Raw genomic sequence first — 22,395 nt, 5'->3', positions numbered from 1 at the left:
GAAAGCGGCAAAATGCGGTCAGCATAGCTTCGTGACGCGGTGATATTGTCCAAAGGGATGGCAAGATACGGCATGGTCCGGCCTTTCGGTCGCGTCGGGCGCGCGATAGAAGAGACAGCAATAATGGTTTCGTGATGGAAAGGATGCCCGATGTCTGACGATTTCTTCCCGGTACCGGAGGAATGGGCCAAGGGCGCACTGCTGGACCGGGCCGCCCGCGAAGCCGACTATGCACGGTCGATCGATGACGCCCATGGCTATTGGCTGGAGCGGGCGCAACGGCTGGACTGGATCACCCCGCCGACGAAAAGCAATGAAAGCAGCTTCCACGAAGCTGATTTCGGCGTGCGATGGTTCGCCGACGGCGTGCTGAACGTCAGCATCAATTGCATCGACCGCCATCTGGTCGAGCGGGCGGACCAGACCGCGATCCTGTGGGAACCCGATTCGCCCGAGGAAGAGCCGCGCCGCTACACCTACCGGCAGGTCCATGAGCAGGTCTGCCGCTTCGCCAATGTGCTGAAGGGCGCCGGCGCGAAAAAGGGCGACCGCATCACCGTCTATATGCCGATGATCCCGGAGGCGGCCTTTGCCCTGCTCGCCTGTGCGCGGATCGGCGCAATCCACAGCGTCGTGTTCGGGGGCTTTTCGCCCGAAGCGCTCGCCGGCCGTATCATCGACTGCGATTCGACCCTGGTCATCACCGCCGACGAAGGTCGCCGCGCGGGCAGGAAGGTACCGCTCAAGGCCAATGTCGATGCCGCGCTGAAGGAATGCCCCGGCGTCAGGTCGGTCGTGGTGGTGCAGGCGACAGGCGGCGCGATCGCCATGCAGGACGGGCGCGACATCTGGCTGCATGAAGCGGCCGCGCGCGTCGATGCCGATTGCCCGGCCGAACCGATGCAGGCCGAAGATCCGCTCTTCATCCTTTACACCTCCGGCTCCACCGGCAAGCCCAAGGGCGTGCTGCATACCACCGGCGGCTATCTGCTGTGGGCGGCGCTGACGCACGAACTCTGCTTCGATTATCGCCCCGGCGACATATACTGGTGCGCGGCCGATATCGGCTGGGTCACGGGGCACAGCTATATCGTCTATGGCCCGCTGGCCAACGGCGCGACCACCCTGATGTATGAAGGCGTGCCCAACTACCCGACAGCCAGCCGCATCTGGGAGGTGGTCGACCGGCATCAGGTGCAGACCCTCTTCACCGCCCCCACGGCGCTGCGCGCGCTGATGAAGGAAGGCGATGATTTCGTCACGCGGACCAGCCGCGCCTCGCTCCGCCTGCTCGGCACGGTGGGCGAGCCGATCAATCCGGAAGCCTGGCGCTGGTATCATGGCGTGGTCGGTGAAGGTCGCTGCCCGATCATCGACACCTGGTGGCAGACCGAAACCGGCGGCGCGATGATCGCCCCGACGCCGGGCGCCACCGACCTCAAGCCCGGCTCCGCCACCTTCCCCATGCCCGGCGTCGTGCCGCAGATCGTCGATGGCGAAGGCAAGGTGCTGGACGGCGCGACCGAGGGCAACCTGGTCGTCGCGCAAAGCTGGCCGGGGCAGATGCGCACCGTCTGGGGCGACCATGATCGCTTCTTCCAGACCTATTTCACCACCTTCCCCGGCAAATATACCACCGGCGACGGCGCACGGCGCGATGCCGACGGCTATTACTGGATCACAGGCCGGGTAGACGACGTCATCAACGTGTCGGGTCACCGCATGGGCACGGCCGAGGTCGAAAGCGCGCTGGTGCTGCATGAAAGTGTGGCGGAGGCGGCGGTCGTCGGCTTCCCTCACGACATCAAGGGGCAGGGCATCTATGCCTATGTGACGCTGAACAGCGGCGAGGAAGCTACCGACGAGTTGCGCAAGGCGCTGGTGGCATGGGTCCGCACCGAAATCGGACCGATCGCGACCCCGGACGTCATCCAGTTCGCGCCGGGCCTGCCCAAGACCCGGTCGGGCAAGATCATGCGCCGCATCCTGCGCAAGATTGCGGAGGGCGAAGTCTCCCCGCAGGCGCTCGGCGACACCAGCACGCTGGCCGACCCGTCGGTGGTGGAAAATCTGGTCGCCAATCGTCAGAAGTAGGCAGAGGGGATCGCATTACGGTGCGATCCGTTGGACATAGGGCCATCGCCGTCGGGTAGGACGGCCATGGCTGTTTCAGGGACATATCCGAAAAGGAGACCCCATGGTCCGTTACACGACCGTTGCCCGCGCCCTGCACTGGATCATCGCGATCCTGATCCTGGGGAATCTTGTCTTCGGCTTTGCCCATGATGCCCTGCCAAAGGATTGGGCGGTGATGCCGGTGCACAAATCGATCGGCCTCACTGTGCTGGCGCTGACGCTGCTGCGGATCGTCTGGCGGCTGACCCATCCGGCCCCACAACTGCCCGCCGCCATGCCGGCATGGGAAAAGGGCGCAGCCCATCTTACGCACATCGTCTTCTACGCGCTGATGCTGATCCTGCCGCTGTCGGGCTGGATCATGTCGTCGGCTGGCACACGGCCGCTGAACTGGTTCTTCCTGTTCGACGTGCCGAAATTTGGCGTGGCGAAGGGCGACGCGATCGTCGGCCTGTCGCGCGGCGCGCATGAGTTGCTCCCCTGGCTATGGGTCGCGCTGATCCTGCTGCATGTGGGCGCGGCGCTGCGCCATCATTTCATGCTGAAGGACGATGTGCTGCGGCGGATGCTGTGACCGGCATTGGTGGGAAGCGGACCTATTCTCGCCGCCTGATTGCTTTCCCAACCTGTCTCACTCGCTCGTTGAACTGTGAGATGGCGATCAACTCTTCATAGGCGCCATACTGGTCGCTGATATGCCATCCTAAGGTGTGGCAGGCTCGCTCGATGCCAGATGCAGATGCATCTGCTTGCAGTGACGCGATAAAGCGGCGGAAGTTATTAAACCCACACCAAGTAGCAGAGCTTGGCACTGGTTCTGGCTGGGCGGCAAGCCAGCGCTGAGCGTCGACCAAGATATCATTCAAATGACTCACTGGATAAGTGATACCATCAGCGCTGACTGTCCGCAAAGGGGGGTGTTTGCTGCCCTACACCATCTCACCCGTCAGCAGCCGGGGCAACGCGCCGGACTGACCGCGGGCTTCGGCCATGAAGCGCCCTTTCAGCATGCCGCTGCGCTGCACCGCCGCCAGCCCTGCGCGGCGCACCAGCGACGGGATCTTGCCCGGCACGTCGAACAGGCGCACCAGCCCGTCCATCGCCACGCTGGTCATCATCGAATCGAGGCCACGCCAGCGCTGGTAGCGCGCCAGCAACTGCGCATCGCCCGGATCGAGGCCAAGACGCATCCCTTCCACCAGCACTTCTACCAAAGCGGCGACATCGCGGAAGCCAAGATTCACCCCCTGCCCGGCAATCGGGTGGATGGCGTGCGCGCTGTCGCCCACCAGCGCGAGGCGCGTGTCGGTGATGCGCGCCGCATGATGGAAGCCCAGCGGGTAGGAGGAGCGCGGCCCGGCCAGCCTGATCTCGCCCAGGAACCCGCCGATCCGCTTCTGCGCCTCGGCCAGCCATGCGCGTTCCGACAATTTCATCATCGCTGGCGCCTGCTCGGTCGGCACCGTCCACACCACGGCAGACCGGGTGCCCGGCAGCATCGGCAGCAGCGCGAAGGGGCCGCCGACATAGAAAATCTCATAGGCCGTATTGGCGTGCGGCACCTCATGGTCGATCGCCGTGACCATCGCGGTATGCTTATACTGCCAGCGCGTCGTGTTGATCCCGGCGGCGTCGCGCGTGGGGCTGTTGCGCCCCTCCGCCGCGACCAGCAGCGCGCCATGAAGGCGCACGCCACTCGCCAGCGTCAGCGTGACGCCATCTTCATTGCGATCGACATGGGTGGCGCGATCGGGCTGATAGCGGGTGAGGTTGGCGGCCTCGTCCGCCGTCCTGGCCAGCGCGACGCGCAGGTCGCGATTGGGAACCATCGTCCCCATCACGCCATCATCGGCATCCGGCGCGAAATCCAGCGCGCCCGGCTCCAGCCCGTCGCTGACCCAGATGCGGTCGATCGGGCAGCCCTTGCCTTCCAGATGCTTGCCCACGCCAATGGCGGTCATCATCGCATAGCTGGTGGAGCTGATCGCCGACACCCGCCCGTCAAAGCCGGCGGCGGTCACGCCCGCTGGATCGGCCGGGTCGATCACGGCGGTCTTCACGCCATGACCCGAAAGAGCGATGCCAAGGGTCAGGCCGACAAGCCCGCCACCCAGAATAACGACGTCGAAGCGTTCCATGGGCCTGTGTCTAGGCGCTTGGGATGAGATTGGGAAGTATGGCTAAACCCTAATTCCGTTCGGGCTGAGCCTGTCGAAGCCCCTTTCTTCGACAGGAAGGAGAGGTTCTTCGACAAGCGCAGGACGAACGGATGATAGGAAGGAACTAACTTAAAGCGTGCGGACCCAGTTGGCCGGGTCGGCCACCACGCCGCGCTGGATGCCGGTCAGTTCGCCACGCAGGCTTTCCGTCACCAGACCGCCATCGCCATTGCCCACGGTGAAGTCGCCGTCGCGGCTCTTGACCGTGCCGATTGCGGTGACGACTGCCGCCGTGCCGCAGGCAAAGGCTTCGCGCAGCTTGCCGCTGGCGGCGTCTTCGCGCCACTGGGCGAAGCTGTAGGGCTCCTCGCGCACCTCATGCCCCTTGGCGCGGGCGAGGTCGATGATCGAATTGCGGGTGATGCCGGGCAGGATCGTACCGGTCAGCGGCGGGGTCACGATCGACCCGTCGTCCATCACGAAGAAGACGTTCATGCCGCCCAGTTCCTCGACCCACTTATTTTCGGCGGCGTCGAGGAAGACGACCTGGTCGCAGCCATGGCCGATCGCTTCCTTCTGCGCGACGAGGCTGGCAGCATAGTTGCCGCCGCACTTGGCCGCACCGGTGCCGCCGCGTGCGGCGCGAGTATAATGTTCCGACACCCACAGGGTCACGGCCTTCTTGCCGCCCTTGAAATAGGCGCCGGCGGGCGAGGCGATGACGCAGAAAATATATTCGTTCGACGGGCGCACGCCCAGAAACGCCTCGCTCGCGAACAGGAAGGGGCGCAGATAGAGGCTGCCTTCACCGGTCGGAATCCAGTCGGCATCAATCTTCACCAGTTCCTCGACCGCTTCCAGGAACAGATCCTGCGGGATTGCCGGCATCGCCATGCGCTCGGCCGATTCGGCGAAGCGGCGGGCATTTTCTTCCGGGCGAAACATGGCGACGCTGCCATCTTCCAGCCGATAGGCCTTCATCCCTTCGAAGATTTCCTGCGCATAATGTAGCACGGCGCAAGCCGGATCGAGCATGAAGGGCGCGCGCGGCTCGACCTTGTGGCTGTGCCAGCCCTGCCCTTCGGTATAGCGGATCGTCACCATATGGTCGGTAAAGAGCCGGCCGAAGCCCGGATCCTGGAGCAATACCGCGCGCTCGTCCGCCGACACAGCCTGGCTGTTGCGGGTAACGGTGAAACGCGACGTCTGCTCGGCGGCCATGGTGAGTCTCCTTTTCTGGCTCGGAAGGGCGCCTATGTCACAGAGCGACCGGGGAAACAATGGGTCACATATACTGACCCATTTTACAAAAGGGCCAGCGGACCCGCGCTGGCCTCTTCCCGCGTCGCGGCGGCCCGGCTATCGCTGGGCGATGCATTTCTTCTCCGACAACGCCACCCCGGTCGCCCCGCAGATCATGGCCGCCATCGCCGCTGCCGACCGGGCCGACCATGGCTATGATGGCGATGCGTGGAGCGCGCGGCTGGACGGCGCCTTTTCCGACCTGTTCGATACCCCGGTCAGTGTGCTGTGGGTGTCGACCGGCACGGCGGCCAACTGCATCGCGCTGGCGACGCTCTGCCCGCCCTATGGCGGCATCCTCTGTCATGAGGAGGCGCATATCGTCGCCGACGAATGCGGTGCGCCGGGCTTCTTCACCCATGGCGCGACGCTGATGCCGCTGCCGGGTGAGGGCGCGAAGCTGACGCCCGATCGCGTGACAGAGCGGCTGAAGGCGATCCGCCCCGACGTGCATCAGGTGCCGGCGCGCGCGATCAGCATCACCAACGCCACTGAATATGGGCTGGTCTACACGCCCGATGAAGTCGCCGCGCTGGGCGATCTCGCCAAAGCCAACGGCCTTAGCTTCCACATGGACGGCGCCCGCTTCGCCAATGCGGTCGCGCATCTGGGCTGCGCACCCGCCGACATCACATGGCGCGCGGGCGTGGATGCCCTGTCCTTCGGCTGCGTCAAAAATGGCGGCATGGTGGGGGAAGCGTTGCTCTTCTTCGGCGAGACTGCCCCCGCCCGCGCGGCCGAAGCAAAGCGCTGGCGCAAGCGGTCCGGCCATCTTTTCTCCAAGGGCCGCTATCTCGCCGCGCAGATATTGGCGATGATCTCCGACGGTCTGTGGCTGACCAACGCCCATGCCGCGAACGACGCGGCCAAGGCACTGGCGGAAGGCGCGGCCGGCCGGCTGATGCACCCGGTCGAGGCGAACGAACTGTTCGTGCGCCTGACCGCCGAAGACGCCGCCAGCCTGCGCGCGCAGGGCTTCGACTTCTACGATTGGGGCGAGGGCGCGGCGCGGCTCGTCACCAACTGGGCGCAGGATGCACAGAGCGTCGCTCCGCTGGCGGCGGCACTCAAGGCGCTTTCCCATGGCTGAGGACAGGAAGGGCGGCATCGCGATCCCCTTCATCCTCGTCACCCTGATCTGGAGTTCGACCTGGATCGTCATTCGCGACCAGATCGGGTCGGTGCCGGCCAGTTGGTCGGTCTGCTACCGTTTCGCGCTGGCCGGGGTCGCCATGGCGATCTTTGCGCGCTTCCGGGGCGTGTCGCTCAACATCGGGCGCAGCGGCCTGCTCTATGCCGCGCTGCTCGGCATCGCGCAGTTCGTGCTCAACTTCAATTTCGTCTACCGGGCGGAGCATTATCTGACCTCCGGGGTGGTCGCGGTCGTCTATGCGATGCTGCTGATCCCCAATTCGATCCTAGCCTTCCTCATCTTTCGCCAGCCCGTCAGCCGCGCCTTCATCGGCGGATCGGTGGTGGCGGTGACGGGGATCGTGTTGATGCTGCTGCATGAATATCATGGCGCGCCGTTGGAGTCCGGGGCCGTCCGCCCGGACATGGTGTTGCTGGGCGCGGCCTTTTCCTTCGCCGGGCTGATGAGCGCGTCGGCCGCCAATGTGATGCAGGGCATGGAGATTGCCCGCCGCCTGCCGATGGTGGCGGTGCTGGCCTGGGCGATGCTGATCGGCGCAGGAGTCGATGCGCTCTATGCCTGGGCGACGCTCGGGCCGCCGACCTTCGACACCCGCATCGGCTATATAATGGGCGTGGGCTGGCTGGGCATTGCCGGGTCGGTCGTGACCTTCCCCCTCTATTTCACCCTGATTCAGCGGATGGGCGCCGGCCGCGCAGCCTATACCAGCGTGCTCATCCCGGTGATTGCGATGCTGATCTCGACCATAGTGGAGGGCTATCGCTGGTCGGCGCTGGCCATCATCGGCGCATTGCTGGCGATAGCGGGCATGGCCATGGCCCTGCGATCGAAGGCGGGTTAACGCCCGCCTGGCTGGTAACGCAGCTTGGCGGCATTGACCTTATCCAGCAGGCTGGCGATCGAGGGCGCCGCCGCGACCGATCGACCGGGCACGACCAGATCATGCATCCGGTGGCTAAGTTCCGAAAATCTCTGGTCGATGCGGGTCATGGCGCGGTCCTTATGCGGCGATGTCCCGCTTGTCGACCGCCTCGGTTAACAAGGCGTAAACCACGCGACGGATTGCCCTACAGACAGGCACGCAACCCCTGCACATAGGTGGGATAGAGCGGCGACCAGCCCAGCAACCGCTTGGCCCGGCCATTGGCGACCCGCCGGTTTTCGGCATAAAAAGCCCGCGCCATCGGCGACAGGCCGGCTTCGTCCAGCGTCTGCAAGCACGGCCATGACAGCCCCAGCAGGTCGCAGGCCGCCTCTATCACGTCATTCTGCGCGCAAGGCAGGTCATCAGCCAGATTATAGGCGCCCGCCGGCCCATCGAACGACGCGATCACACCCGCGACGATATCGTCCACATGGATGCGGCTGAAAACCTGATCCGGCAGGGCGATGCGATGCGCCTTCCCCTCCCGCACTCGCTCCAGCGCCGACCGGCCGGGACCGTAGATGCCGGGCAGGCGAAAGCGGCGCATGTCGGGGCGCAGCGCCCCCCATGCCAGATCCGCCACCGCCCGCGCGGTACGGCGCCCCTGCCCGACCGGGCTGGCTTCATCCACCCAGGCCCCGGCCGCATCGCCATAGACGCCGGTGGAGGAGAGATAGCCGGCCCACAGTGCAGGCGCAGCGGCGATCGCATCGCCATAGCGAGCCAGCACCGGATCGGCATCGCCTTCGGGCGGGACGGAGGAGAGGATATGGGTTGCGCCCGCAATGGCGGCGCGGACGGCGCGCTCGTCGTCAAAGGCCAACACCTCGGCATCCGTGCTACGGCGGACGCCGGTGACCTGCCAGCCATCGGCGCGCAGGCGGGTGGCGAGGCGAGAGGCAGTATAGCCCATGCCGAGGATCAGCATGTGAGGCATTACGTCATCTCCGTTCGGTTCGAGCTTGTCGAGAACCCTGCGCGCCGTTCTCGACAAGCTCGAACCGAACGGAAGGAGCGATTAGACCGTAAAGCTCTCGCCGCAGCCGCAACTGCCCTTGGCATTGGGATTGTTGAAGACGAAACCGGCGGTGAAATCATCCTCCACCCAGTTCATCGTCGACCCGATCAGATAGAGCACCGACGCGCCGTCGATATAGAGGACGCCGCCGGGCGTCGCGATCTTCTCGTCGAACTTCGCCTCTTCCGTCACATAATCGACCGAATAGGCCAGGCCCGAACAGCCGCGCTTGGGCGTCGACAGCTTGACGCCGATCGTGCCTTCGGGCGCCTGGCGCATCAGATCGGCGATCCGCTGCTCCGCGCTTGGCGTCAGGAGGACGGCAGCGGGGCGGGCGCGGGCCTTGGTCGTGGTGTCGGTCATTACAACATTCCCAGTTCGAGCTTCGCCTCGTCGCTCATCTTCTGCGGGTCCCATGGCGGGTCCCAGACGAGGTTGACCTGCGCATCGCCCACGCCCGGCACCGCGCCGACGCGCAGTTCGACTTCACCCGGCATGGATTCGGCGACCGGGCAATGCGGCGTGGTCAGCGTCATGGTGACGACGACATGGCCGTCCGTGGTGACATCGACGCCGTAGATCAGGCCGAGGTCATAGATATTGACCGGGATTTCCGGGTCGAAAATCTCCTTCAGGGCCTCGATCACGCCATCATAAATGTCGCCACCCGGTTCGCCGGCCGTAACTTCGGCGGGCTTCTGCGACAGGAACCCGTCCAAATAGTCGCGCTGGCGCGGCGCAGCCTCGGCGGCATCGTCCACACGCACCTTCGGCGGCGCATCCACCGCGTCCACTTCTTCCACCATGATCTTGCGTTCCTCGGTCATCCGAAGATCTTCCTTACCCGTTCAAGTCCCTGGACCAGCGCATCCACATCGCTGTCATCGCTGTAGATGCCGAAGCTGGCCCGTGCTGTCGCCTCGACGCCCAGATGGCGCATCAGCGGCTGTGCGCAATGATGGCCGGCCCGGATCGCGACGCCCGTTTCGTCCAATATGGTGCCGACATCGTGCGGATGCACCCCCTCCACCTCGAAAGAGAGGATGCCGGCCGAATTATCGGGGCCAAAGACGCGCACGCTGTTGATCTGCTCCAGCGCCGCGCGCGCCTTGGCCACCAGCGCGCATTCATGCGCGTGGATCGCATCCAGCCCGATGCCCTGGACATAGTCGATCGCGGCGGACAGGCCGACCACGCCGACGATATGCGGCGTACCAGCCTCGAACCGGGTCGGCGCGGGGGCATAGGTCGTCTTTTCGAACGTCACCTTGTCGATCATCGATCCGCCGCCCTGATAGGGGGGCATGGCGTCCAGCAGTTCCTGGCGGGCCCACAACGCACCGATGCCGGTCGGACCATAGAGCTTATGCGCGGAAAAGACGTAGAAGTCGCAATCCAGCGCCTGAACATCCACCGCCAGACGCGGCACGGCCTGGCAGCCATCAATCAGGATCTTCGCGCCCACGCCATGCGCGATGTCCGCTGCCCGGCGCACGTCGAGCACGCTGCCCAGTACGTTCGACACATGGGCCAGCGCGACCATCCTGTGCGCGGGCGTAATCATCGCCGCCATCGCGTCGAGATCGATCTGGCCATCCGCCGTCAGCGGCACGACGTCGATCGATGCACCGACTTTCTCCGCCACCATCTGCCAGGGCACGATGTTGGAATGATGCTCCAGCATGGATAGCAGGATACGGTCGCCCGCCTTGAGCTGCGTCCCCGCCCAGCATTGCGCGACCAGATTGATGCCCTCGGTCGCACCGCGGACATAGACGATCTCGCTGTCGCTCGCCGCGCCGATGAAGCCAGCGACCTTCCGACGCGCCGCTTCATAGGCGAGGGTCATGTTCGCCGACCGCTCATAGACGCCGCGATGCACCGTCGCATAATCGGGGCCATAGGCGCGCGCGATCGCGTCGATCACGGCATGGGGCTTTTGCGCGGTGGCGGCGCTGTCCAGATAATGCCAGTCGCCGACTCCGGGAAAATCGTCCCGCAGACGCAGGCCCTGCGCGAGGTCGGTCATACCAAAGTCCCCAGCTTGGCGAGCGCGGCCGCTTCAAGGCTGTCCTTGACCGCCTCGTCCGCGACATCGTCGAACACGCCGGCGACAAAGGCTTTCAGCAGCAGCGTCTTGGCGGTTGCCGGGTCCATGCCGCGCGAGGCCATGTAAAACAGCGCTTGGCGGTCCAGTTCGCCGACGGTCGCGCCATGGGCGCATTTCACGTCGTCAGCGAAAATTTCCAGCTCCGGCTTGGCATTGGCCGTGGCCGTGCGATCCAGCAGCATCGCCTTGATCGACTGGAACGCATCGGTGCGCTGCGCATCGCGCGCGACATTGATGCTGCCCAGATAGCTGCCCGTCGCCCGCTGCCCCAGGATCGACCGGATCGTCTGGCCGCTGGTCGAATCCGGCTTTTCATGGGTAACGCTGGTGATGATCTCCAGCGTCTGATCGCCGCCGCCCAATATCGCGCCATTCAGTTCGAAATGGGCGTTGCTGCCGATCGTGACGGTGAAGGTCACGCGGCCCAGCTTGCCGCCGATATTGAGCACATGGAAATCGCACCGCGCCCCGTCCGCGATGGTGATGACATAGTCATGCACCGCCGCTGCGCCGTCGGCTGCATCCTGCAACAGATGATGGCGCACGCTTGTCCCCGCCGCCACGTCGATGCGGGTCGGCGCGGGCACGGGCCATACGGTCACCAGCGCCTCAAGGTCGCTATAGCGCCATTCTTCCGCCTTGCGGGTCGGCAGGGTAAGAGCGTTCACGCCGCCACCACCTCAGCATAGCCTTCGCGCTCCAGTTCCAGCGCCAGTTCGGGACCACCCGACTTGACGATCCGGCCAGCGGCCAGAACATGCACGAAGTCCGGCTTCACATAGTCGAGCAGGCGCTGATAATGGGTGATGAGCAGCACGGCCTTGTCGGGCTTGCGCATGATCGCGTTGATGCCAGCGCCCACGATCTTGAGCGCGTCGATGTCGAGGCCGGAGTCGGTTTCGTCGAGGATCGCCAGCTTGGGGTCGAGAATACCCATCTGCACCATTTCGGCGCGCTTCTTTTCGCCGCCCGAAAAGCCGACATTCACCGGACGCTTGAGCATTTCCATGTCGAGGCCCAGCAGCCCGGCCTTTTCCTTGGCCAGCTTGATGAACTCGCCGCCGTTCAGCTCCTTCTCGCCGCGCGCGCGGCGCTGGCTATTCAGGCTTTCGCGCAGGAATTGCAGGTTGGACACGCCGGGAATCTCGACCGGATACTGGAAACCGAGAAACAGGCCCGCTGCCGCGCGCTCATGCGGCTCCATCTCGAACAGGTCCGCGCCTTCGAAGGTCGCGCTGCCGCCCGTCACTTCATAGTTCGGGCGACCGCCCAGCGTATAGGCCAGCGTCGACTTGCCGGCGCCGTTCGGGCCCATGATCGCGTGGATTTCGCCCGCATTGATCTGGAGCGAGAGTCCTTTCAGGATCGCCTTGCCGTCGATTTCGTTGGTCAGATTGTCGATCGTCAGCATCTGTCTTTAGTCCTTATGCGCGCGCTGGAGCGTCCGCGCGGTCCAGAAGGCCATGTCGCGCACGTCGCCCGGCGCGGGGAACAGCGTGTCGATATGGCGCTTGATCGGCATATAGGGCCACCAGTCGGCCCCCGGCTCGGGCGCGCCCTTTTCCAGCAGCGCGACGACGAATTCGCTGACCGGGCCCATGCGGGCGAGGTTGGGCGCCTTCGCCTTGTGGAACGCCTTGTCGCTACGCAACTTCTCGGTAAAGGCGACGTCGCCCTTCTCCAGCGCGGCCCGGCTCTCCGCCTCATAGGCGTCGAGGTCGCCGAAATCCTTGGCGGCGCGGGCCTGCAACTCGCCCTCTTCCAGCTCATAATCCTCGGTCAGGATACGGATCGCGGCGGTCCATGACTGGCCATTGCCGACATCCTCCGCGAAATCGGCGAGGGCATCCTGGATATCGTCTTCGTCGCTCATTTATTGCTCGTCTTTTCATTGACCTGAAAAAGCCCCTCCCCTTCAGGGGAGGGGTTGGGGAGGGGGCTGGCCCAACGATCCGGCGCCTGATCAAGGGCGCCAAGAATCGCCGCACAAACCCCTTCCATATTCTGCATCACCTCATGATTGGCGATGCGGATGATCTGATACCCTTGCTGTTGCAGCACTTGATCGCGAGCCGCGTCGGAACCTGCAACATGGGTGTCACCATCGACTTCCACGATCAGCGCCTTTTGCGGACACAGAAAGTCGACGATGAAAGGCCCGACCACGGACTGGCGGCGGAATTTAAAGCCGCCGATCTGCGAGCGAGACAATTTCGTCCAAAGGCGCTTTTCCGGCTCGGTCGGTGCACCGCGCATTTCGCGTGCAAAGCCCTTCAACTGGCCAAGACGACCAGCCGATAGCCCCCACCCCCGGCCCCTCCCCTGAAGGGGAGGGGAGTTTAGGCGGCGTGCCTGATCCAGAGGTGTCTGATCGATCAACCGACCGAACCCTCCAGCGAAATGCCCAGCAGCTTCTGCGCTTCCACCGCAAATTCCATCGGCAGCTGTTGCAGCACTTCCTTGGCAAAGCCGTTCACGATCAGCGACACTGCGCTTTCCTGATCCAGCCCGCGCTGCATCGCGTAGAAGAGCTGATCGTCGCTGATCTTGCTGGTGGTCGCTTCATGCTCGATCTGCGCGCTGGGATTGCGCACTTCGATATAGGGCACGGTGTGCGCGCCGCACTGGTCGCCCAGCAACAGGCTGTCGCATTGGGTAAAGTTGCGCACACCCTCCGCGCCCGGCGCCACGCGCACCAGCCCGCGATAGGTGTTGTTCGAACGCCCCGCGCTGATCCCCTTGGACACGATGGTCGATCGCGACCCCTTGCCATTGTGGATCATCTTCGTGCCCGTATCAGCCTGTTGCAGATTGTTGGTCAGCGCCACCGAGTAGAACTCGCCGACGCTATTCTCGCCATTCAGCACGCAGGACGGATATTTCCAGGTAATCGCGGAGCCGGTTTCCACCTGCGTCCACGAAACCTTGCTGTTGCGCCCCTGACACAGCGCCCGCTTGGTCACGAAATTATAGATGCCGCCCTTGCCATTCTCGTCGCCCGGATACCAGTTCTGGACGGTGCTGTACTTGATCTCCGCATCGTCGAGCGCGACCAGTTCCACCACGGCGGCATGGAGCTGATTTTCGTCGCGCATCGGCGCGGTGCAGCCTTCGAGATAGGAGACATAGGCGCCCTCATCCGCGACGATCAGCGTGCGTTCGAACTGGCCGGTATTTTCCGCGTTGATGCGGAAATAGGTCGACAGCTCCATCGGGCAACGCACGCCCTTGGGAATGTAGACGAAGGTGCCGTCGGAGAAGACCGCGCAGTTGAGCGTCGCGAAGTAGTTGTCGTGCATCGGCACGACCTTGCCCAGCCACTTCTTTACGAGGTCGGGATATTCGCGCACCGCCTCGCTGATGGAACGGAAGATGACGCCCGCTTCCTCCAGCTCCTTGCGGAAGGTGGTGGCGACCGAGACGCTGTCGAACACCGCGTCCACCGCGATCTTGCGGCTGCCCTTCACCCCGGCGAGCATCTCCTGCTCGGCGATCGGGATGCCCAGCTTCTGATAGGTGGCGAGGATTTCGGGATCGACCTGATCCAGCGAATCCAGCTCCACCTTCTTCTTGGGCTCGGCGTAATAATAGGCGTCCTGATAGTCGATCGGCGGGACGTTCAGCTTCGCCCAGTCCGGTGCTTCCATCTTCTGCCACATGGCGAACGCCTTCAGCCGCCAGTCGAGCAGCCATTGCGGCTCGTTCTTCTTGGCCGAAATGAAGCGGACCGTATCCTCGTTCAGCCCCTTGGGCGCGAAATCCTGCTCGATGGCCGACGACCAGCCATGTTCATAGGTCGACGCGCGCTGGGCGGCGTCATACGCTTCCTGATTGCGAACTGCGGTCACTTCTTCGGTCATGCCATTTCTCGTGTCAGACTGGCGATCGTCACCCCCGCGAGTGCTTCGCGGATGGCATTGTTCGCCACATTCATATGCGGGCGGATGCGGCAATCGCTTTCCAGATTGCAGTCATGCGCGCCCATTTCCGTGCAGGCGGTCATGGCGATCGGTCCTTCGACCGCCTCTACTACATCGGCCAGCGTGATGGTCGCGGGCGGCCGCGACAGGCGCACGCCCCCACCGGTGCCCCGGCTCGATTCGAGCAGCCCGGCGGCCGACAGGCGGCTCACCAGCTTCTGCGCGGTGGGCAACGGAATGCCGGTTTCGCCCGACAGAGTCGTCGCGTTCATCTTCGCAGCGCCGCAATGGCGCGCGGCGGCGGACATCAGCACGACCGCATAGTCAGCGAAGCTCGACAGTTTCATCCCGCGTGACGCATCCCAAATTGCGAACCATTCTCAAATCAGACCGATTCCGTCCGATTGGGCGCATGTGGTCCGCCGGGCGCGGATAATCAAGGAAATTTTACTTTGGGCCGGTCAACTCAGCCGGTTCAGCACGGCCACATCGCCACCCAGCGAACGCCGCAACAAGGTGAGTTGCGCGACCGCCGATGGCTCGGTCTGCAACTGATGCGGGGTCAGGCCGATGAAATGCTTGATCTCGCGAATGAAGTGCGACTGGTCGTAAAAGCCGCCTTCCTCGCACAATTGTTGCCAGCTTGTGCCGTCCAGCGCGATCCGCGCCGAACAGCGCAGCGCCCGATATTTGCGCGCCAGCAATTTGGGCGGCGCGCCATAATATTTATTGGCCAGCCGGGCGAGCTGGCGCGGCGACAGCTCGGTCGCCTCCGCCAGCGTCTCGATCTTCGGCGACCCTTCATCCACCAGCCAGGCGTCGATCGCCGCCAGCAAGGCCCAGGTCGCCGGGCGCAGCGGCCGGACCAGCTTTCCCAGTTCCGCCCAGCACAGGGCCGCCATTGCATCGGCATCGTCGCCCAGTGCACGCACAGCTTCGAGCAGGCGGTGATAGACGGCGCCCCGCTCCGCCGCCAGATCGCACAGCCGGTCGGCCAAAGCGCTGGCGTCGCCGCCATGCAAGGACATCCAACCCGCCGGCAACAGCGAAATGCCGATCACGCGGGCCGGCCGATCGAGCGCGAAGCGCGTCGCGCCCATGGTCGGCCCCAGCAGGCAGACATCGGGCGTTGCCATGACGGTCCCGTCCTGAAAATGATAATGGCCCCCGCCGTCGAGCATCAGCCGCAATTGCGGGACGTCGGCCCGCGTGGCGTCGGCATAATGGTCGGCGGACACGGTGAAGAAATAGAGCGAGCCGAAATAGGACCGCAGATGCGCGGGCGGCGCGAAATAGCGCAAGCGCACCGGCCCCTGCGCCGCATCGACGGCATAGGATAGCGGCCCCCGGTCGTCCGGCAACGCGATGGCGCGCGCCGCATTTTCGCTACGATGCGACCCCATGTTTTCACCCCTGGCGATCACTATGCGCCAACGCGGCGACGGTGCAAGCATCCGAAAGGAAAAATCGTAAAGTTTTTCGACAGCTAGCAGTCATCGATAAAAAATGACCCGGCAGTTTTCACTGCCGGGTCAGTAAAAGGTCTCATAGGCCATAGGCCTGAGAGCCTTCGGGTCGCAAGCCGGCTTTACGCCCGAATCGCAGCAACTTTATTGGATGAAACGGACATTTTTCGGCTGCAAACGGTCTCAATCATGACGTTTCTTGTCATGAAATAACCAAGGGTCGCCGCTGTTGCTGCATAGCAACAGCCACTCGACGGATGCGCGGTCCGCTGGCATAGGCCGATCCATGTCCTACCGCCTGATCCGCCCGCTGCTCTTCGCTCTGGATGCCGAGCGCGCCCATCATCTCTCGATCGCTGCGCTGCGATGGATGCCGACGCCCGCGCCGCTCACGCCCGACCCGATGCTGGAGTCCGTGGTGGCCGGAATCCGTTTCCCCAATCCGGTCGGACTGGCCGCAGGCTATGACAAGGATGGCCGGGTCGCGCACAAGATGCACGGCCTCGGCTTCGGTTTCGCCGAACTGGGCACGCTGACCCCGCTGGCCCAGCCGGGCAATCCCCAGCCCCGGCTGTTCCGGCTGGTCGAGGATCGCGCCGTCATCAACCGCTTCGGCTTCAACAATGGCGGCCAGGGCGCAGCGGCGGACCGCATCGCCCGCTATCGCCGGCCAAAAGGTGAAGGCCCGGTCATCGGCATCAATATCGGCGCGAACAAGGAGGCTACGGCGACCGGGCGGGGCGTGGCCGATTATGCCACCGGCGTGCGCGTCATGGCGCCGCTGGCCGATTATCTGACCGTCAACATCTCCTCCCCCAACACGCCGGGCCTGCGCGCCTTGCAGGGCCGAGCCGCGCTGGACGACCTGCTCTCCGCCGTGATGGCCGCGCGTGGCGCCGACAGCACGCCCATTTTCCTAAAGGTCGCGCCCGATCTGGAACCCGCCGATGTCGAGGATATCGCCGCCGCCTGTATCGACCATCGCGTCGATGCGCTGATCGTGTCCAACACCACCATCACTCGCCCGGCGCTCAAATCGGCCCATGCGGGCGAGGCCGGCGGCCTGTCCGGCGCGCCGCTGACCGACCTGTCGCTGGAACGGCTGAAGGATTTCCGCCGCCTGCTGGGCACCCGCCTGCCGCTGATCGGCGTCGGCGGCATCGCCAATGCGGATCAGGCCTATGCTCGCATCCGTGCCGGCGCGTCACTGGTCCAGATCTACAGCGCGCTGGTCTATGAAGGCCCCTATCTCGCCCGGCGCATCAATGCCGGGCTGAAGGCGCTGATGCAGCGCGACGGGGTGAAGACGGTGGCGGAAATCGTCGGCGCCGACATCTGAACCGGCGCAAGGCCGCGCCCGGCGATCCGGGCGCGCGCTCAATTCTTGCGTTGCGGCACCGTGAAGGTGCCCGACACGCGGCCGCTCGGGCTGGTCGCGGTGCCGGCGGCGCTGCCGCCCGAGGAACGGCCGTCGACCGTCGATCGCCCGCTGTTGAGGTCCATCACCAGCCGCCCGCCGGTCAGCCGGTTCGATCCCTGCGTCAGCGTGACGTTGCCCAGCATGGTGATGAGCTTGCTGTTAAGGTCGTAGATGGCGACATTGCCGCGCGCGGTCTGATCCGCCTTGGTCACGACGACATTGCCCGATGCATCGATCCGGTTGATCTGGATGCCATCGGTGCCCGTGCCGCCGCCCGGCTGGTTGTTATAGGCCACGGTCATGCGTGCCGCGGTCAGCGTCATGCCAGCCTGCGTCACCACGACATTGCCCGACACGACGACGCGGTCGGCGCGATCCTGCACCTCGATCCGGTCGGCGTTGAAATTGACCGGGGCGTTACTGTCATGATTCTTGAACACCTGCGCATTCGCGCCGGCGATCATTACGCCGGCTGTGCCCAGGAAGCCGATCGACAGCAGGATCAGGGTGCGTTTCATCAGTTTCGCCCTTTGAGACCATTTTGCTCGATGCGCAAGCTTGCCCGGCCATTCAGCGTCACCGTACGCGCGCCCATATCCGCTTCCAGATGGTCGCCGCTGAAGGTGCCGATCGGAATGCGCCCGTCGACCCGGCCCGCACTCTTCATCCGCCGGGTCTTGAGGTCGACGCCCACGTCGCGCGTGGTCAGCCGGTATCCGCCCGACGCTTCGAACTGTACCGGCCCCTGAATGCCGACCCGCTCCGTTTCCATGTCATAGCGGCCTTTTTGCGCGGTCAGCACGGCCGGGCCGTCCGACAACAGGATGCGCGCGGACATGGTGTTGAGGTCGACGATCGGTTCGCGCGAACTCTTCTGCACGGCAGAGCCGGCGCGCAGGGAGAAGGGCTGACCCTTGCTGTCTTCCCCGCGATACAGCGCCTCGGTCAGCCGCATCCGGTCCTTCGCCACCTCGACCTTGTTCTTGTCGAGGACGAAGCTGACCTTGTCGCCGCCGGTGAAGGGCGCGGTCGCCAGCAGCGCGGCCAGCACCCCGACCGCGACCGGCAACCAGTTCTTGAGCAGCCCGACCAGCCGGTCATGGCTGCCACCCGGCCGCGCCCAATGGCGGCGTACGTCGCGTTGCTGATCGGCCTGGACGGACACGAAGCGGCGGCTCCCTTACATATGCGCGAAAATATCGATTTCCGGCCAGCCGGCCAGATCGAGTTCGGCGCGGTGCGGCAGGAAGTCGAAACAGGCCTGCGCCAGTTCCATCCGCCCTTCGCGGATCAGCCGCTTGTCCAGTTCGGCCTTGAGCGCATGAAGATAGCGCACGTCCGATGCGGCATAATCCTTCTGCGCGTCAGACAGGACCGGGCCGCCCCAGTCGCTCGACTGCTGCTGCTTGCTGATGTCCTGGCCCAGCAATTCGCGGACCAGTTCCTTCAGGCCATGGCGATCGGTATAGGTGCGGATCAGGCGCGAGGCGATCTTGGTGCAATAGGCGGGCGCGGCCACCACGCCCAGATAATGTTTGATCGCGGCGATATCGAACCGGCCGAAATGATAGAGTTTCAGCCGTTCGGGATCGGCCAGCACCGCTTTCAGGTTGGGCGCGGCATAATCGCTGCCGGGGTTGAAGCGGACGAGATGCTCGTCACCCTTGCCGTCGCTGATCTGGACCACGCACAGGCGGTCGCGCGGGGTGATAAGGCCCATCGTTTCGGTGTCGATGGCGATCGGGCCGGGGGCGAGCACGCCGGCGGGCAGATCTTCTTCATGGAAATGCACGGTCATGATTTCCCCTCTATGGCGAAACCGGTTCGACCGCAATCGGCCCTTTTGCCCGCGCAAGTCCTGCGGCGAAGCGCTGTGTTGATACGTCGAACCGTGGAATATCCTGACTTTTTACGTTATTGGAACGGAACAGGACCACAACAGTGAAAATCATTCGCGCTGCCCTGAAAAGTTGATATAGTGATTCCCAAACCCGCCTTTGCGGTGGATTCTGCATGTCATTCGCCCGACATGTTTGTCCGATTGTCTTTGGGGCGAAGCGAAAGTGACTAACAGGGCATGAGTTTTGATAGAGGTCGCCGCGGCGGGCGCGGCAAGGACAAGCGCGACGGTTTCGGCGACGACAACTTCTACGGCGGTGGTGATCGCGGCGGCTTCGGCGGCGGTGGTTTCGGCGGCGGCGATCGCTTCGGCGGTGGCGGCTTCGGCGGCGACCGTGGTGGTTTCGGCGGTGGTGATCGCGGCGGCTTCGGTGGCGGCGGCGGTGGTCGCGGCGGCTTCGGCGGCGGCGGCGGTGGTTTCGGCGGTGGCGGCGGCGGTGGTCGCGGCATGCCTGCCCAGGTCGTCGGCGAAGGCAAGGGCGTCGTAAAGTTCTTCAACGGCCAGAAGGGTTTCGGCTTCATCGTTCGTGATGACGGCGGCGAAGACGTGTTCGTGCACATCAGCGCGGTCGAGCAGGCCGGCCTGACCGGTCTGGCCGAAGGTCAGCCGCTCGGCTTCACGCTGGTCGATCGCGGTGGCAAGGTGTCGGCGACCGATCTGGTCATCGACGGCGAACCGCTCCCCGTCACCGATCGCGGCCCGGCTCGCGAACCGCGCGAACCGCGCGGTGGTGGTTTCGGTGGTGCCGACCGTGGTCCGCAGCGTCAGCTGACCGGTGAACGCTCCAGCGGCACCGTGAAGTTCTTCAACGCCATGAAGGGCTTCGGCTTCATCCAGCGCGACGATGGCCAGCCCGACGCCTTCGTCCATATCAGCGCCGTGGAACGCGCCGGCATGGCCGCCCTGAACGAGGGCGACCGCCTCGACTTCGAACTGGAAGTCGATCGTCGTGGCAAATATGCCGCGGTGAACCTCCAGTCGAAGGCCGAATAAGGCCAGACGGACCATCCCTGTTTAGGGAGAGGATAGAAAGGGGCTGCCTGAAAGGGCGGCCCCTTTTTCTTGGCCTTCGCATTTTACCGCGATCGCCCCCGCCTGATGCCATCGCCCGCGACAAAGGGTTGCGGCGCGCAACCTTATGGCTAGGGTGCGCTGTCATGACATCCCGCCTTTCCGGCCTGCTGGCCCCGCTCGCCCTCTATGCGCTCATCCCCGCTCCGCTGCTCGCCCGCGAGCCCGTAACCGCCCCAACATCCACCAATGCCACCGTCTCCGCCGCCGATCCGCGCGCGGCGCAGGCCGGGCAGGAAATATTGCGCAAGGGCGGCAGCGCCACCGACGCCGCGATCGCAATGATGCTGACGCTGAACGTCGTGGAGCCGCATAATAGCGGCATCGGCGGCGGCGGCTTCCTGATGCATCATGACGGCGCGACCGGCCTGCTGGAATCGATCGACGGTCGCGAAACCGCGCCGGCCGCCGCACGACCCGATCGCTTCATGGGGCCGGACGGCAAGCCCCTGCCCTTCATCCAGGCCTGGCCGGGCGGCTATTCCGCCGGTGTGCCCGGCAATCTGCGCATGGCATGGGACGCCCACAAAAAATGGGGCAAGCTGCCCTGGGCCGACCTGTTTGCGCCGGCCATCCGCTATGCCGAAGACGGCTTCGACCTTGGCGAACGCACCGCCACGGCGCTGCGCGCCACGCAGGGCATCTGGGCAGACTTCCCCGAAATCCAGAAAGCCTTCTGGGTCGACGACGCCCCGCCGCCGGTCGGCACGCACCTTAAAAACCTGCCGCTTGCCGCCCTGTTCAAACGGATCGCCGCCGAAGGCCCGGACGCCTTCTACAAGGGCGAAAATGCCCGCCTCATCAGCGAAGCCGTAACCGAAGCACCTAAGAATCCGGTGCCGATGACGGAAGCCGACCTCGCCGGCTATCAGGCCAAAGCGCGCAAACCGGTCTGCGGTCATTATCGCGCCTATACCGTCTGTGGCATGGGTCCGGCGTCGGCCGGCGGCGTCACCGTGCTGGAAATTCTGGGCATGGTCGAGCGCTTCCCGCTGGCGCAATGGGGCAAGGATGATCCGCGCAGCTGGCACGTCATCGGCGAAGCGATGCAACTGGCCTATGCCGATCGCGACACATGGCTGGGCGATCCCGATTTCGTGTCGGTGCCGGTCAGCGGCATGATCGATCCCGCCTATCTCAAGCAACGCTCATCGCTCATCCGCCTGAATAAGGCGCTGAACGTCTACAGGCCCGGCACGCCCCCCGGCGCCCAGCCGCGCACCGCGTCGCTGCCCCAGCCCGAAAGCGGCACCAGCCATTTCGTCGCGGTAGACCGCAATGGCGATATCGCCGCCTGGACCTCCACGATCGAGAGCTTCTTCGGCAGCCAGCTGATCGCCAACGGCGTGATCCTGAACAATGAACTGACCGATTTCAGCTTCACGCCCGAAAAGGACGGCAAGCCGGTCGCCAACCGGGTGGAAGCGGGCAAGCGCCCGCTCTCCTCCATGTCGCCGACCATCGTCTATGACGACAAGGGCACACCGATCTTCACCGTCGGCGCGGCGGGCGGCAAGACCATCATCATGCAGGTCGCCAAGGCGCTGATCGCCCATTTCGACTGGGGCCTGTCCGCGCAGGAGTCGATCGCGCACGGCCTGATCTTCTTCAATGGCGAAGGGCTGGTGCTGGAACAGGGCACGTCGCTGGAGACGATGAAGGCGCCGCTGGAGAAACTGGGCCACCGGGTCAGCGTCAACCGCATGGGCCTCAAAGCCAATGCCGCCGAACGCCTGCCCGACGGCCACTGGCAGGGCGCCGCCGATCCGCGCAGCCCCGGCGTATCCTTGCAGGAATAAAAGCTACAACTTCCGT

General features: G+C 64.6%; 24 protein-coding genes. 7 read left to right on the top strand and 17 right to left on the bottom strand.

From position 1 onward, the window contains the following. Positions 1-150: 150 nt before the first annotated feature. The gene (gene acs, locus ACNHGR_RS15625) at positions 151-2,094 is read left to right on the top strand and encodes an acetate--CoA ligase (protein ID WP_475287288.1); all 1,944 of its coding nucleotides are present in this window, start codon (positions 151-153) and stop codon (positions 2,092-2,094) included. Between the two features lie 103 nt (positions 2,095-2,197). Then, positions 2,198-2,710 (top strand): cytochrome b, encoded by a 513-nt coding sequence (locus ACNHGR_RS15620; protein WP_475287286.1) that lies wholly within the window; start codon positions 2,198-2,200, stop codon positions 2,708-2,710. Between the two features lie 355 nt (positions 2,711-3,065). On the opposite strand, the gene ACNHGR_RS15615 is transcribed toward ACNHGR_RS15620, so the two are convergent. Next, positions 3,066-4,274, bottom strand: coding sequence for a UbiH/UbiF/VisC/COQ6 family ubiquinone biosynthesis hydroxylase (locus ACNHGR_RS15615; protein ID WP_475287284.1), 1,209 nt, complete (start codon positions 4,272-4,274; stop codon positions 3,066-3,068). A 150-nt stretch (positions 4,275-4,424) separates the two neighbouring features. Next, on the bottom strand, positions 4,425-5,516 hold the full coding sequence (locus ACNHGR_RS15610; RefSeq protein ID WP_475287282.1) for a branched-chain amino acid aminotransferase: 1,092 nt from the start codon (positions 5,514-5,516) through the stop codon (positions 4,425-4,427). A gap of 151 nt (positions 5,517-5,667) precedes the next feature. Between ACNHGR_RS15610 and ACNHGR_RS15605 the strand changes: the two genes are divergently transcribed. Both ACNHGR_RS15605 and ACNHGR_RS15600 read left to right on the top strand, forming a co-directional pair. Next, positions 5,668-6,687, top strand: a complete 1,020-nt coding sequence (locus ACNHGR_RS15605) for a threonine aldolase family protein (protein ID WP_475287280.1) — start codon at positions 5,668-5,670, stop codon at positions 6,685-6,687. Then, positions 6,680-7,591 carry a DMT family transporter gene (locus ACNHGR_RS15600; protein WP_475287278.1) on the top strand — a complete coding sequence of 304 codons (912 nt, stop codon included), beginning with the start codon at positions 6,680-6,682 and terminating at the stop codon, positions 7,589-7,591. The genes ACNHGR_RS15605 and ACNHGR_RS15600 overlap by 8 nt, the downstream gene beginning before the upstream one ends. On the opposite strand, the gene ACNHGR_RS15595 is transcribed toward ACNHGR_RS15600, so the two are convergent. The 12 genes from ACNHGR_RS15595 to ACNHGR_RS15540 all read right to left on the bottom strand — a co-directional run bounded on the left by ACNHGR_RS15595 (position 7,588) and on the right by ACNHGR_RS15540 (position 16,126). After that, entirely contained in the window at positions 7,588-7,740 is a 153-nt protein-coding gene (locus ACNHGR_RS15595; protein WP_475287276.1) for a hypothetical protein, read from the bottom strand. The two genes, ACNHGR_RS15600 and ACNHGR_RS15595, sit on opposite strands and share 4 nt — an antisense overlap. Positions 7,741-7,817: 77 nt before the next feature. Next, a complete protein-coding gene (locus tag ACNHGR_RS15590) occupies positions 7,818-8,612 on the bottom strand; it encodes a Rossmann-fold NAD(P)-binding domain-containing protein (protein WP_475287274.1) in 795 nt (264 codons plus the stop codon). 81 nt (positions 8,613-8,693) lie between these two features. Next, a complete protein-coding gene (locus ACNHGR_RS15585; protein WP_475287272.1) occupies positions 8,694-9,056 on the bottom strand; it encodes a HesB/IscA family protein in 363 nt (120 codons plus the stop codon). Next, positions 9,056-9,520: an SUF system Fe-S cluster assembly protein gene (locus ACNHGR_RS15580; protein WP_184269113.1), complete on the bottom strand. Its 465-nt coding sequence runs from the start codon at positions 9,518-9,520 to the stop codon at positions 9,056-9,058. Before ACNHGR_RS15580 ends, ACNHGR_RS15585 begins: the two co-directional genes overlap by 1 nt. Next, positions 9,517-10,722 carry a cysteine desulfurase gene (locus ACNHGR_RS15575; RefSeq protein WP_475287270.1) on the bottom strand — a complete coding sequence of 402 codons (1,206 nt, stop codon included), beginning with the start codon at positions 10,720-10,722 and terminating at the stop codon, positions 9,517-9,519. Before ACNHGR_RS15575 ends, ACNHGR_RS15580 begins: the two co-directional genes overlap by 4 nt. After that, positions 10,719-11,471, bottom strand: coding sequence for a SufD family Fe-S cluster assembly protein (locus ACNHGR_RS15570; protein ID WP_475287268.1), 753 nt, complete (start codon positions 11,469-11,471; stop codon positions 10,719-10,721). The genes ACNHGR_RS15575 and ACNHGR_RS15570 overlap by 4 nt, the downstream gene beginning before the upstream one ends. Beyond that, a complete protein-coding gene (gene sufC, locus ACNHGR_RS15565) occupies positions 11,468-12,214 on the bottom strand; it encodes a Fe-S cluster assembly ATPase SufC (RefSeq protein WP_475287266.1) in 747 nt (248 codons plus the stop codon). Before sufC ends, ACNHGR_RS15570 begins: the two co-directional genes overlap by 4 nt. A gap of 6 nt (positions 12,215-12,220) precedes the next feature. Next, complete coding sequence (locus ACNHGR_RS15560; protein ID WP_475287264.1) at positions 12,221-12,676, bottom strand: hypothetical protein; 456 nt, start codon at positions 12,674-12,676, stop codon at positions 12,221-12,223. Further along, a complete protein-coding gene (locus ACNHGR_RS15555) occupies positions 12,673-13,059 on the bottom strand; it encodes an endonuclease domain-containing protein (protein ID WP_475287262.1) in 387 nt (128 codons plus the stop codon). The genes ACNHGR_RS15560 and ACNHGR_RS15555 overlap by 4 nt, the downstream gene beginning before the upstream one ends. Positions 13,060-13,178: 119 nt before the next feature. Continuing rightward, positions 13,179-14,663 (bottom strand): Fe-S cluster assembly protein SufB, encoded by a 1,485-nt coding sequence (sufB, locus tag ACNHGR_RS15550; protein ID WP_475287260.1) that lies wholly within the window; start codon positions 14,661-14,663, stop codon positions 13,179-13,181. Beyond that, positions 14,660-15,070: an RrF2 family transcriptional regulator gene (locus tag ACNHGR_RS15545; protein WP_184269103.1), complete on the bottom strand. Its 411-nt coding sequence runs from the start codon at positions 15,068-15,070 to the stop codon at positions 14,660-14,662. The genes sufB and ACNHGR_RS15545 overlap by 4 nt, the downstream gene beginning before the upstream one ends. Before the next feature lie 114 nt (positions 15,071-15,184). Continuing rightward, positions 15,185-16,126, bottom strand: coding sequence for a helix-turn-helix transcriptional regulator (locus ACNHGR_RS15540; protein ID WP_475287258.1), 942 nt, complete (start codon positions 16,124-16,126; stop codon positions 15,185-15,187). 349 nt (positions 16,127-16,475) lie between these two features. On the opposite strand from ACNHGR_RS15540, the gene ACNHGR_RS15535 reads away from it, so the two are divergent. Next, the gene (locus ACNHGR_RS15535; protein ID WP_475287256.1) at positions 16,476-17,528 is read left to right on the top strand and encodes a quinone-dependent dihydroorotate dehydrogenase; all 1,053 of its coding nucleotides are present in this window, start codon (positions 16,476-16,478) and stop codon (positions 17,526-17,528) included. Positions 17,529-17,566: 38 nt separating this feature from the next. Here the strand turns inward: ACNHGR_RS15535 and ACNHGR_RS15530 are convergent, their stop codons facing one another. Genes ACNHGR_RS15530 through ACNHGR_RS15520 form a run of 3 tightly spaced genes read right to left on the bottom strand, consistent with a single transcriptional unit; the run spans position 17,567 to position 19,407 of the window. After that, on the bottom strand, positions 17,567-18,127 hold the full coding sequence (locus ACNHGR_RS15530; protein WP_184269096.1) for an LptA/OstA family protein: 561 nt from the start codon (positions 18,125-18,127) through the stop codon (positions 17,567-17,569). Continuing rightward, positions 18,127-18,774 (bottom strand): LPS export ABC transporter periplasmic protein LptC, encoded by a 648-nt coding sequence (locus ACNHGR_RS15525; RefSeq protein WP_184269094.1) that lies wholly within the window; start codon positions 18,772-18,774, stop codon positions 18,127-18,129. Before ACNHGR_RS15525 ends, ACNHGR_RS15530 begins: the two co-directional genes overlap by 1 nt. Before the next feature lie 15 nt (positions 18,775-18,789). After that, positions 18,790-19,407: a ribonuclease D gene (locus tag ACNHGR_RS15520; RefSeq protein WP_184269092.1), complete on the bottom strand. Its 618-nt coding sequence runs from the start codon at positions 19,405-19,407 to the stop codon at positions 18,790-18,792. A gap of 279 nt (positions 19,408-19,686) precedes the next feature. Here ACNHGR_RS15520 and ACNHGR_RS15515 point away from each other — a divergent pair, with 279 nt between their 5' ends. Both ACNHGR_RS15515 and ggt read left to right on the top strand, forming a co-directional pair. Beyond that, complete coding sequence (locus ACNHGR_RS15515; RefSeq protein ID WP_475287253.1) at positions 19,687-20,502, top strand: cold-shock protein; 816 nt, start codon at positions 19,687-19,689, stop codon at positions 20,500-20,502. A 164-nt stretch (positions 20,503-20,666) separates the two neighbouring features. Beyond that, positions 20,667-22,379 (top strand): gamma-glutamyltransferase, encoded by a 1,713-nt coding sequence (ggt, locus tag ACNHGR_RS15510; protein ID WP_475287252.1) that lies wholly within the window; start codon positions 20,667-20,669, stop codon positions 22,377-22,379. Positions 22,380-22,395: the final 16 nt, after the last annotated feature.

The organism is Sphingobium sp. RS1 (genome assembly GCF_056156825.1).
This window is presented reverse-complemented; position numbering and strand designations above follow the sequence as displayed.

Coding starts and splice junctions, on each gene's coding strand:
- acs (WP_475287288.1), top strand. CDS start 151: ATGTCTGACGATTTCTTCCCGGTACCGGAGGAATGGGCCAAGGGCGCA.
- ACNHGR_RS15620 (WP_475287286.1), top strand. CDS start 2,198: ATGGTCCGTTACACGACCGTTGCCCGCGCCCTGCACTGGATCATCGCG.
- ACNHGR_RS15615 (WP_475287284.1), bottom strand. CDS start 4,274: ATGGAACGCTTCGACGTCGTTATTCTGGGTGGCGGGCTTGTCGGCCTG.
- ACNHGR_RS15610 (WP_475287282.1), bottom strand. CDS start 5,516: ATGGCCGCCGAGCAGACGTCGCGTTTCACCGTTACCCGCAACAGCCAG.
- ACNHGR_RS15605 (WP_475287280.1), top strand. CDS start 5,668: ATGCATTTCTTCTCCGACAACGCCACCCCGGTCGCCCCGCAGATCATG.
- ACNHGR_RS15600 (WP_475287278.1), top strand. CDS start 6,680: ATGGCTGAGGACAGGAAGGGCGGCATCGCGATCCCCTTCATCCTCGTC.
- ACNHGR_RS15595 (WP_475287276.1), bottom strand. CDS start 7,740: ATGACCCGCATCGACCAGAGATTTTCGGAACTTAGCCACCGGATGCAT.
- ACNHGR_RS15590 (WP_475287274.1), bottom strand. CDS start 8,612: ATGCCTCACATGCTGATCCTCGGCATGGGCTATACTGCCTCTCGCCTC.
- ACNHGR_RS15585 (WP_475287272.1), bottom strand. CDS start 9,056: ATGACCGACACCACGACCAAGGCCCGCGCCCGCCCCGCTGCCGTCCTC.
- ACNHGR_RS15580 (WP_184269113.1), bottom strand. CDS start 9,520: ATGACCGAGGAACGCAAGATCATGGTGGAAGAAGTGGACGCGGTGGAT.
- ACNHGR_RS15575 (WP_475287270.1), bottom strand. CDS start 10,722: ATGACCGACCTCGCGCAGGGCCTGCGTCTGCGGGACGATTTTCCCGGA.
- sufC (WP_475287266.1), bottom strand. CDS start 12,214: ATGCTGACGATCGACAATCTGACCAACGAAATCGACGGCAAGGCGATC.
- ACNHGR_RS15560 (WP_475287264.1), bottom strand. CDS start 12,676: ATGAGCGACGAAGACGATATCCAGGATGCCCTCGCCGATTTCGCGGAG.
- ACNHGR_RS15555 (WP_475287262.1), bottom strand. CDS start 13,059: ATGCGCGGTGCACCGACCGAGCCGGAAAAGCGCCTTTGGACGAAATTG.
- sufB (WP_475287260.1), bottom strand. CDS start 14,663: ATGACCGAAGAAGTGACCGCAGTTCGCAATCAGGAAGCGTATGACGCC.
- ACNHGR_RS15545 (WP_184269103.1), bottom strand. CDS start 15,070: ATGAAACTGTCGAGCTTCGCTGACTATGCGGTCGTGCTGATGTCCGCC.
- ACNHGR_RS15540 (WP_475287258.1), bottom strand. CDS start 16,126: ATGGGGTCGCATCGTAGCGAAAATGCGGCGCGCGCCATCGCGTTGCCG.
- ACNHGR_RS15535 (WP_475287256.1), top strand. CDS start 16,476: ATGTCCTACCGCCTGATCCGCCCGCTGCTCTTCGCTCTGGATGCCGAG.
- ACNHGR_RS15530 (WP_184269096.1), bottom strand. CDS start 18,127: ATGAAACGCACCCTGATCCTGCTGTCGATCGGCTTCCTGGGCACAGCC.
- ACNHGR_RS15520 (WP_184269092.1), bottom strand. CDS start 19,407: ATGACCGTGCATTTCCATGAAGAAGATCTGCCCGCCGGCGTGCTCGCC.
- ACNHGR_RS15515 (WP_475287253.1), top strand. CDS start 19,687: ATGAGTTTTGATAGAGGTCGCCGCGGCGGGCGCGGCAAGGACAAGCGC.
- ggt (WP_475287252.1), top strand. CDS start 20,667: ATGACATCCCGCCTTTCCGGCCTGCTGGCCCCGCTCGCCCTCTATGCG.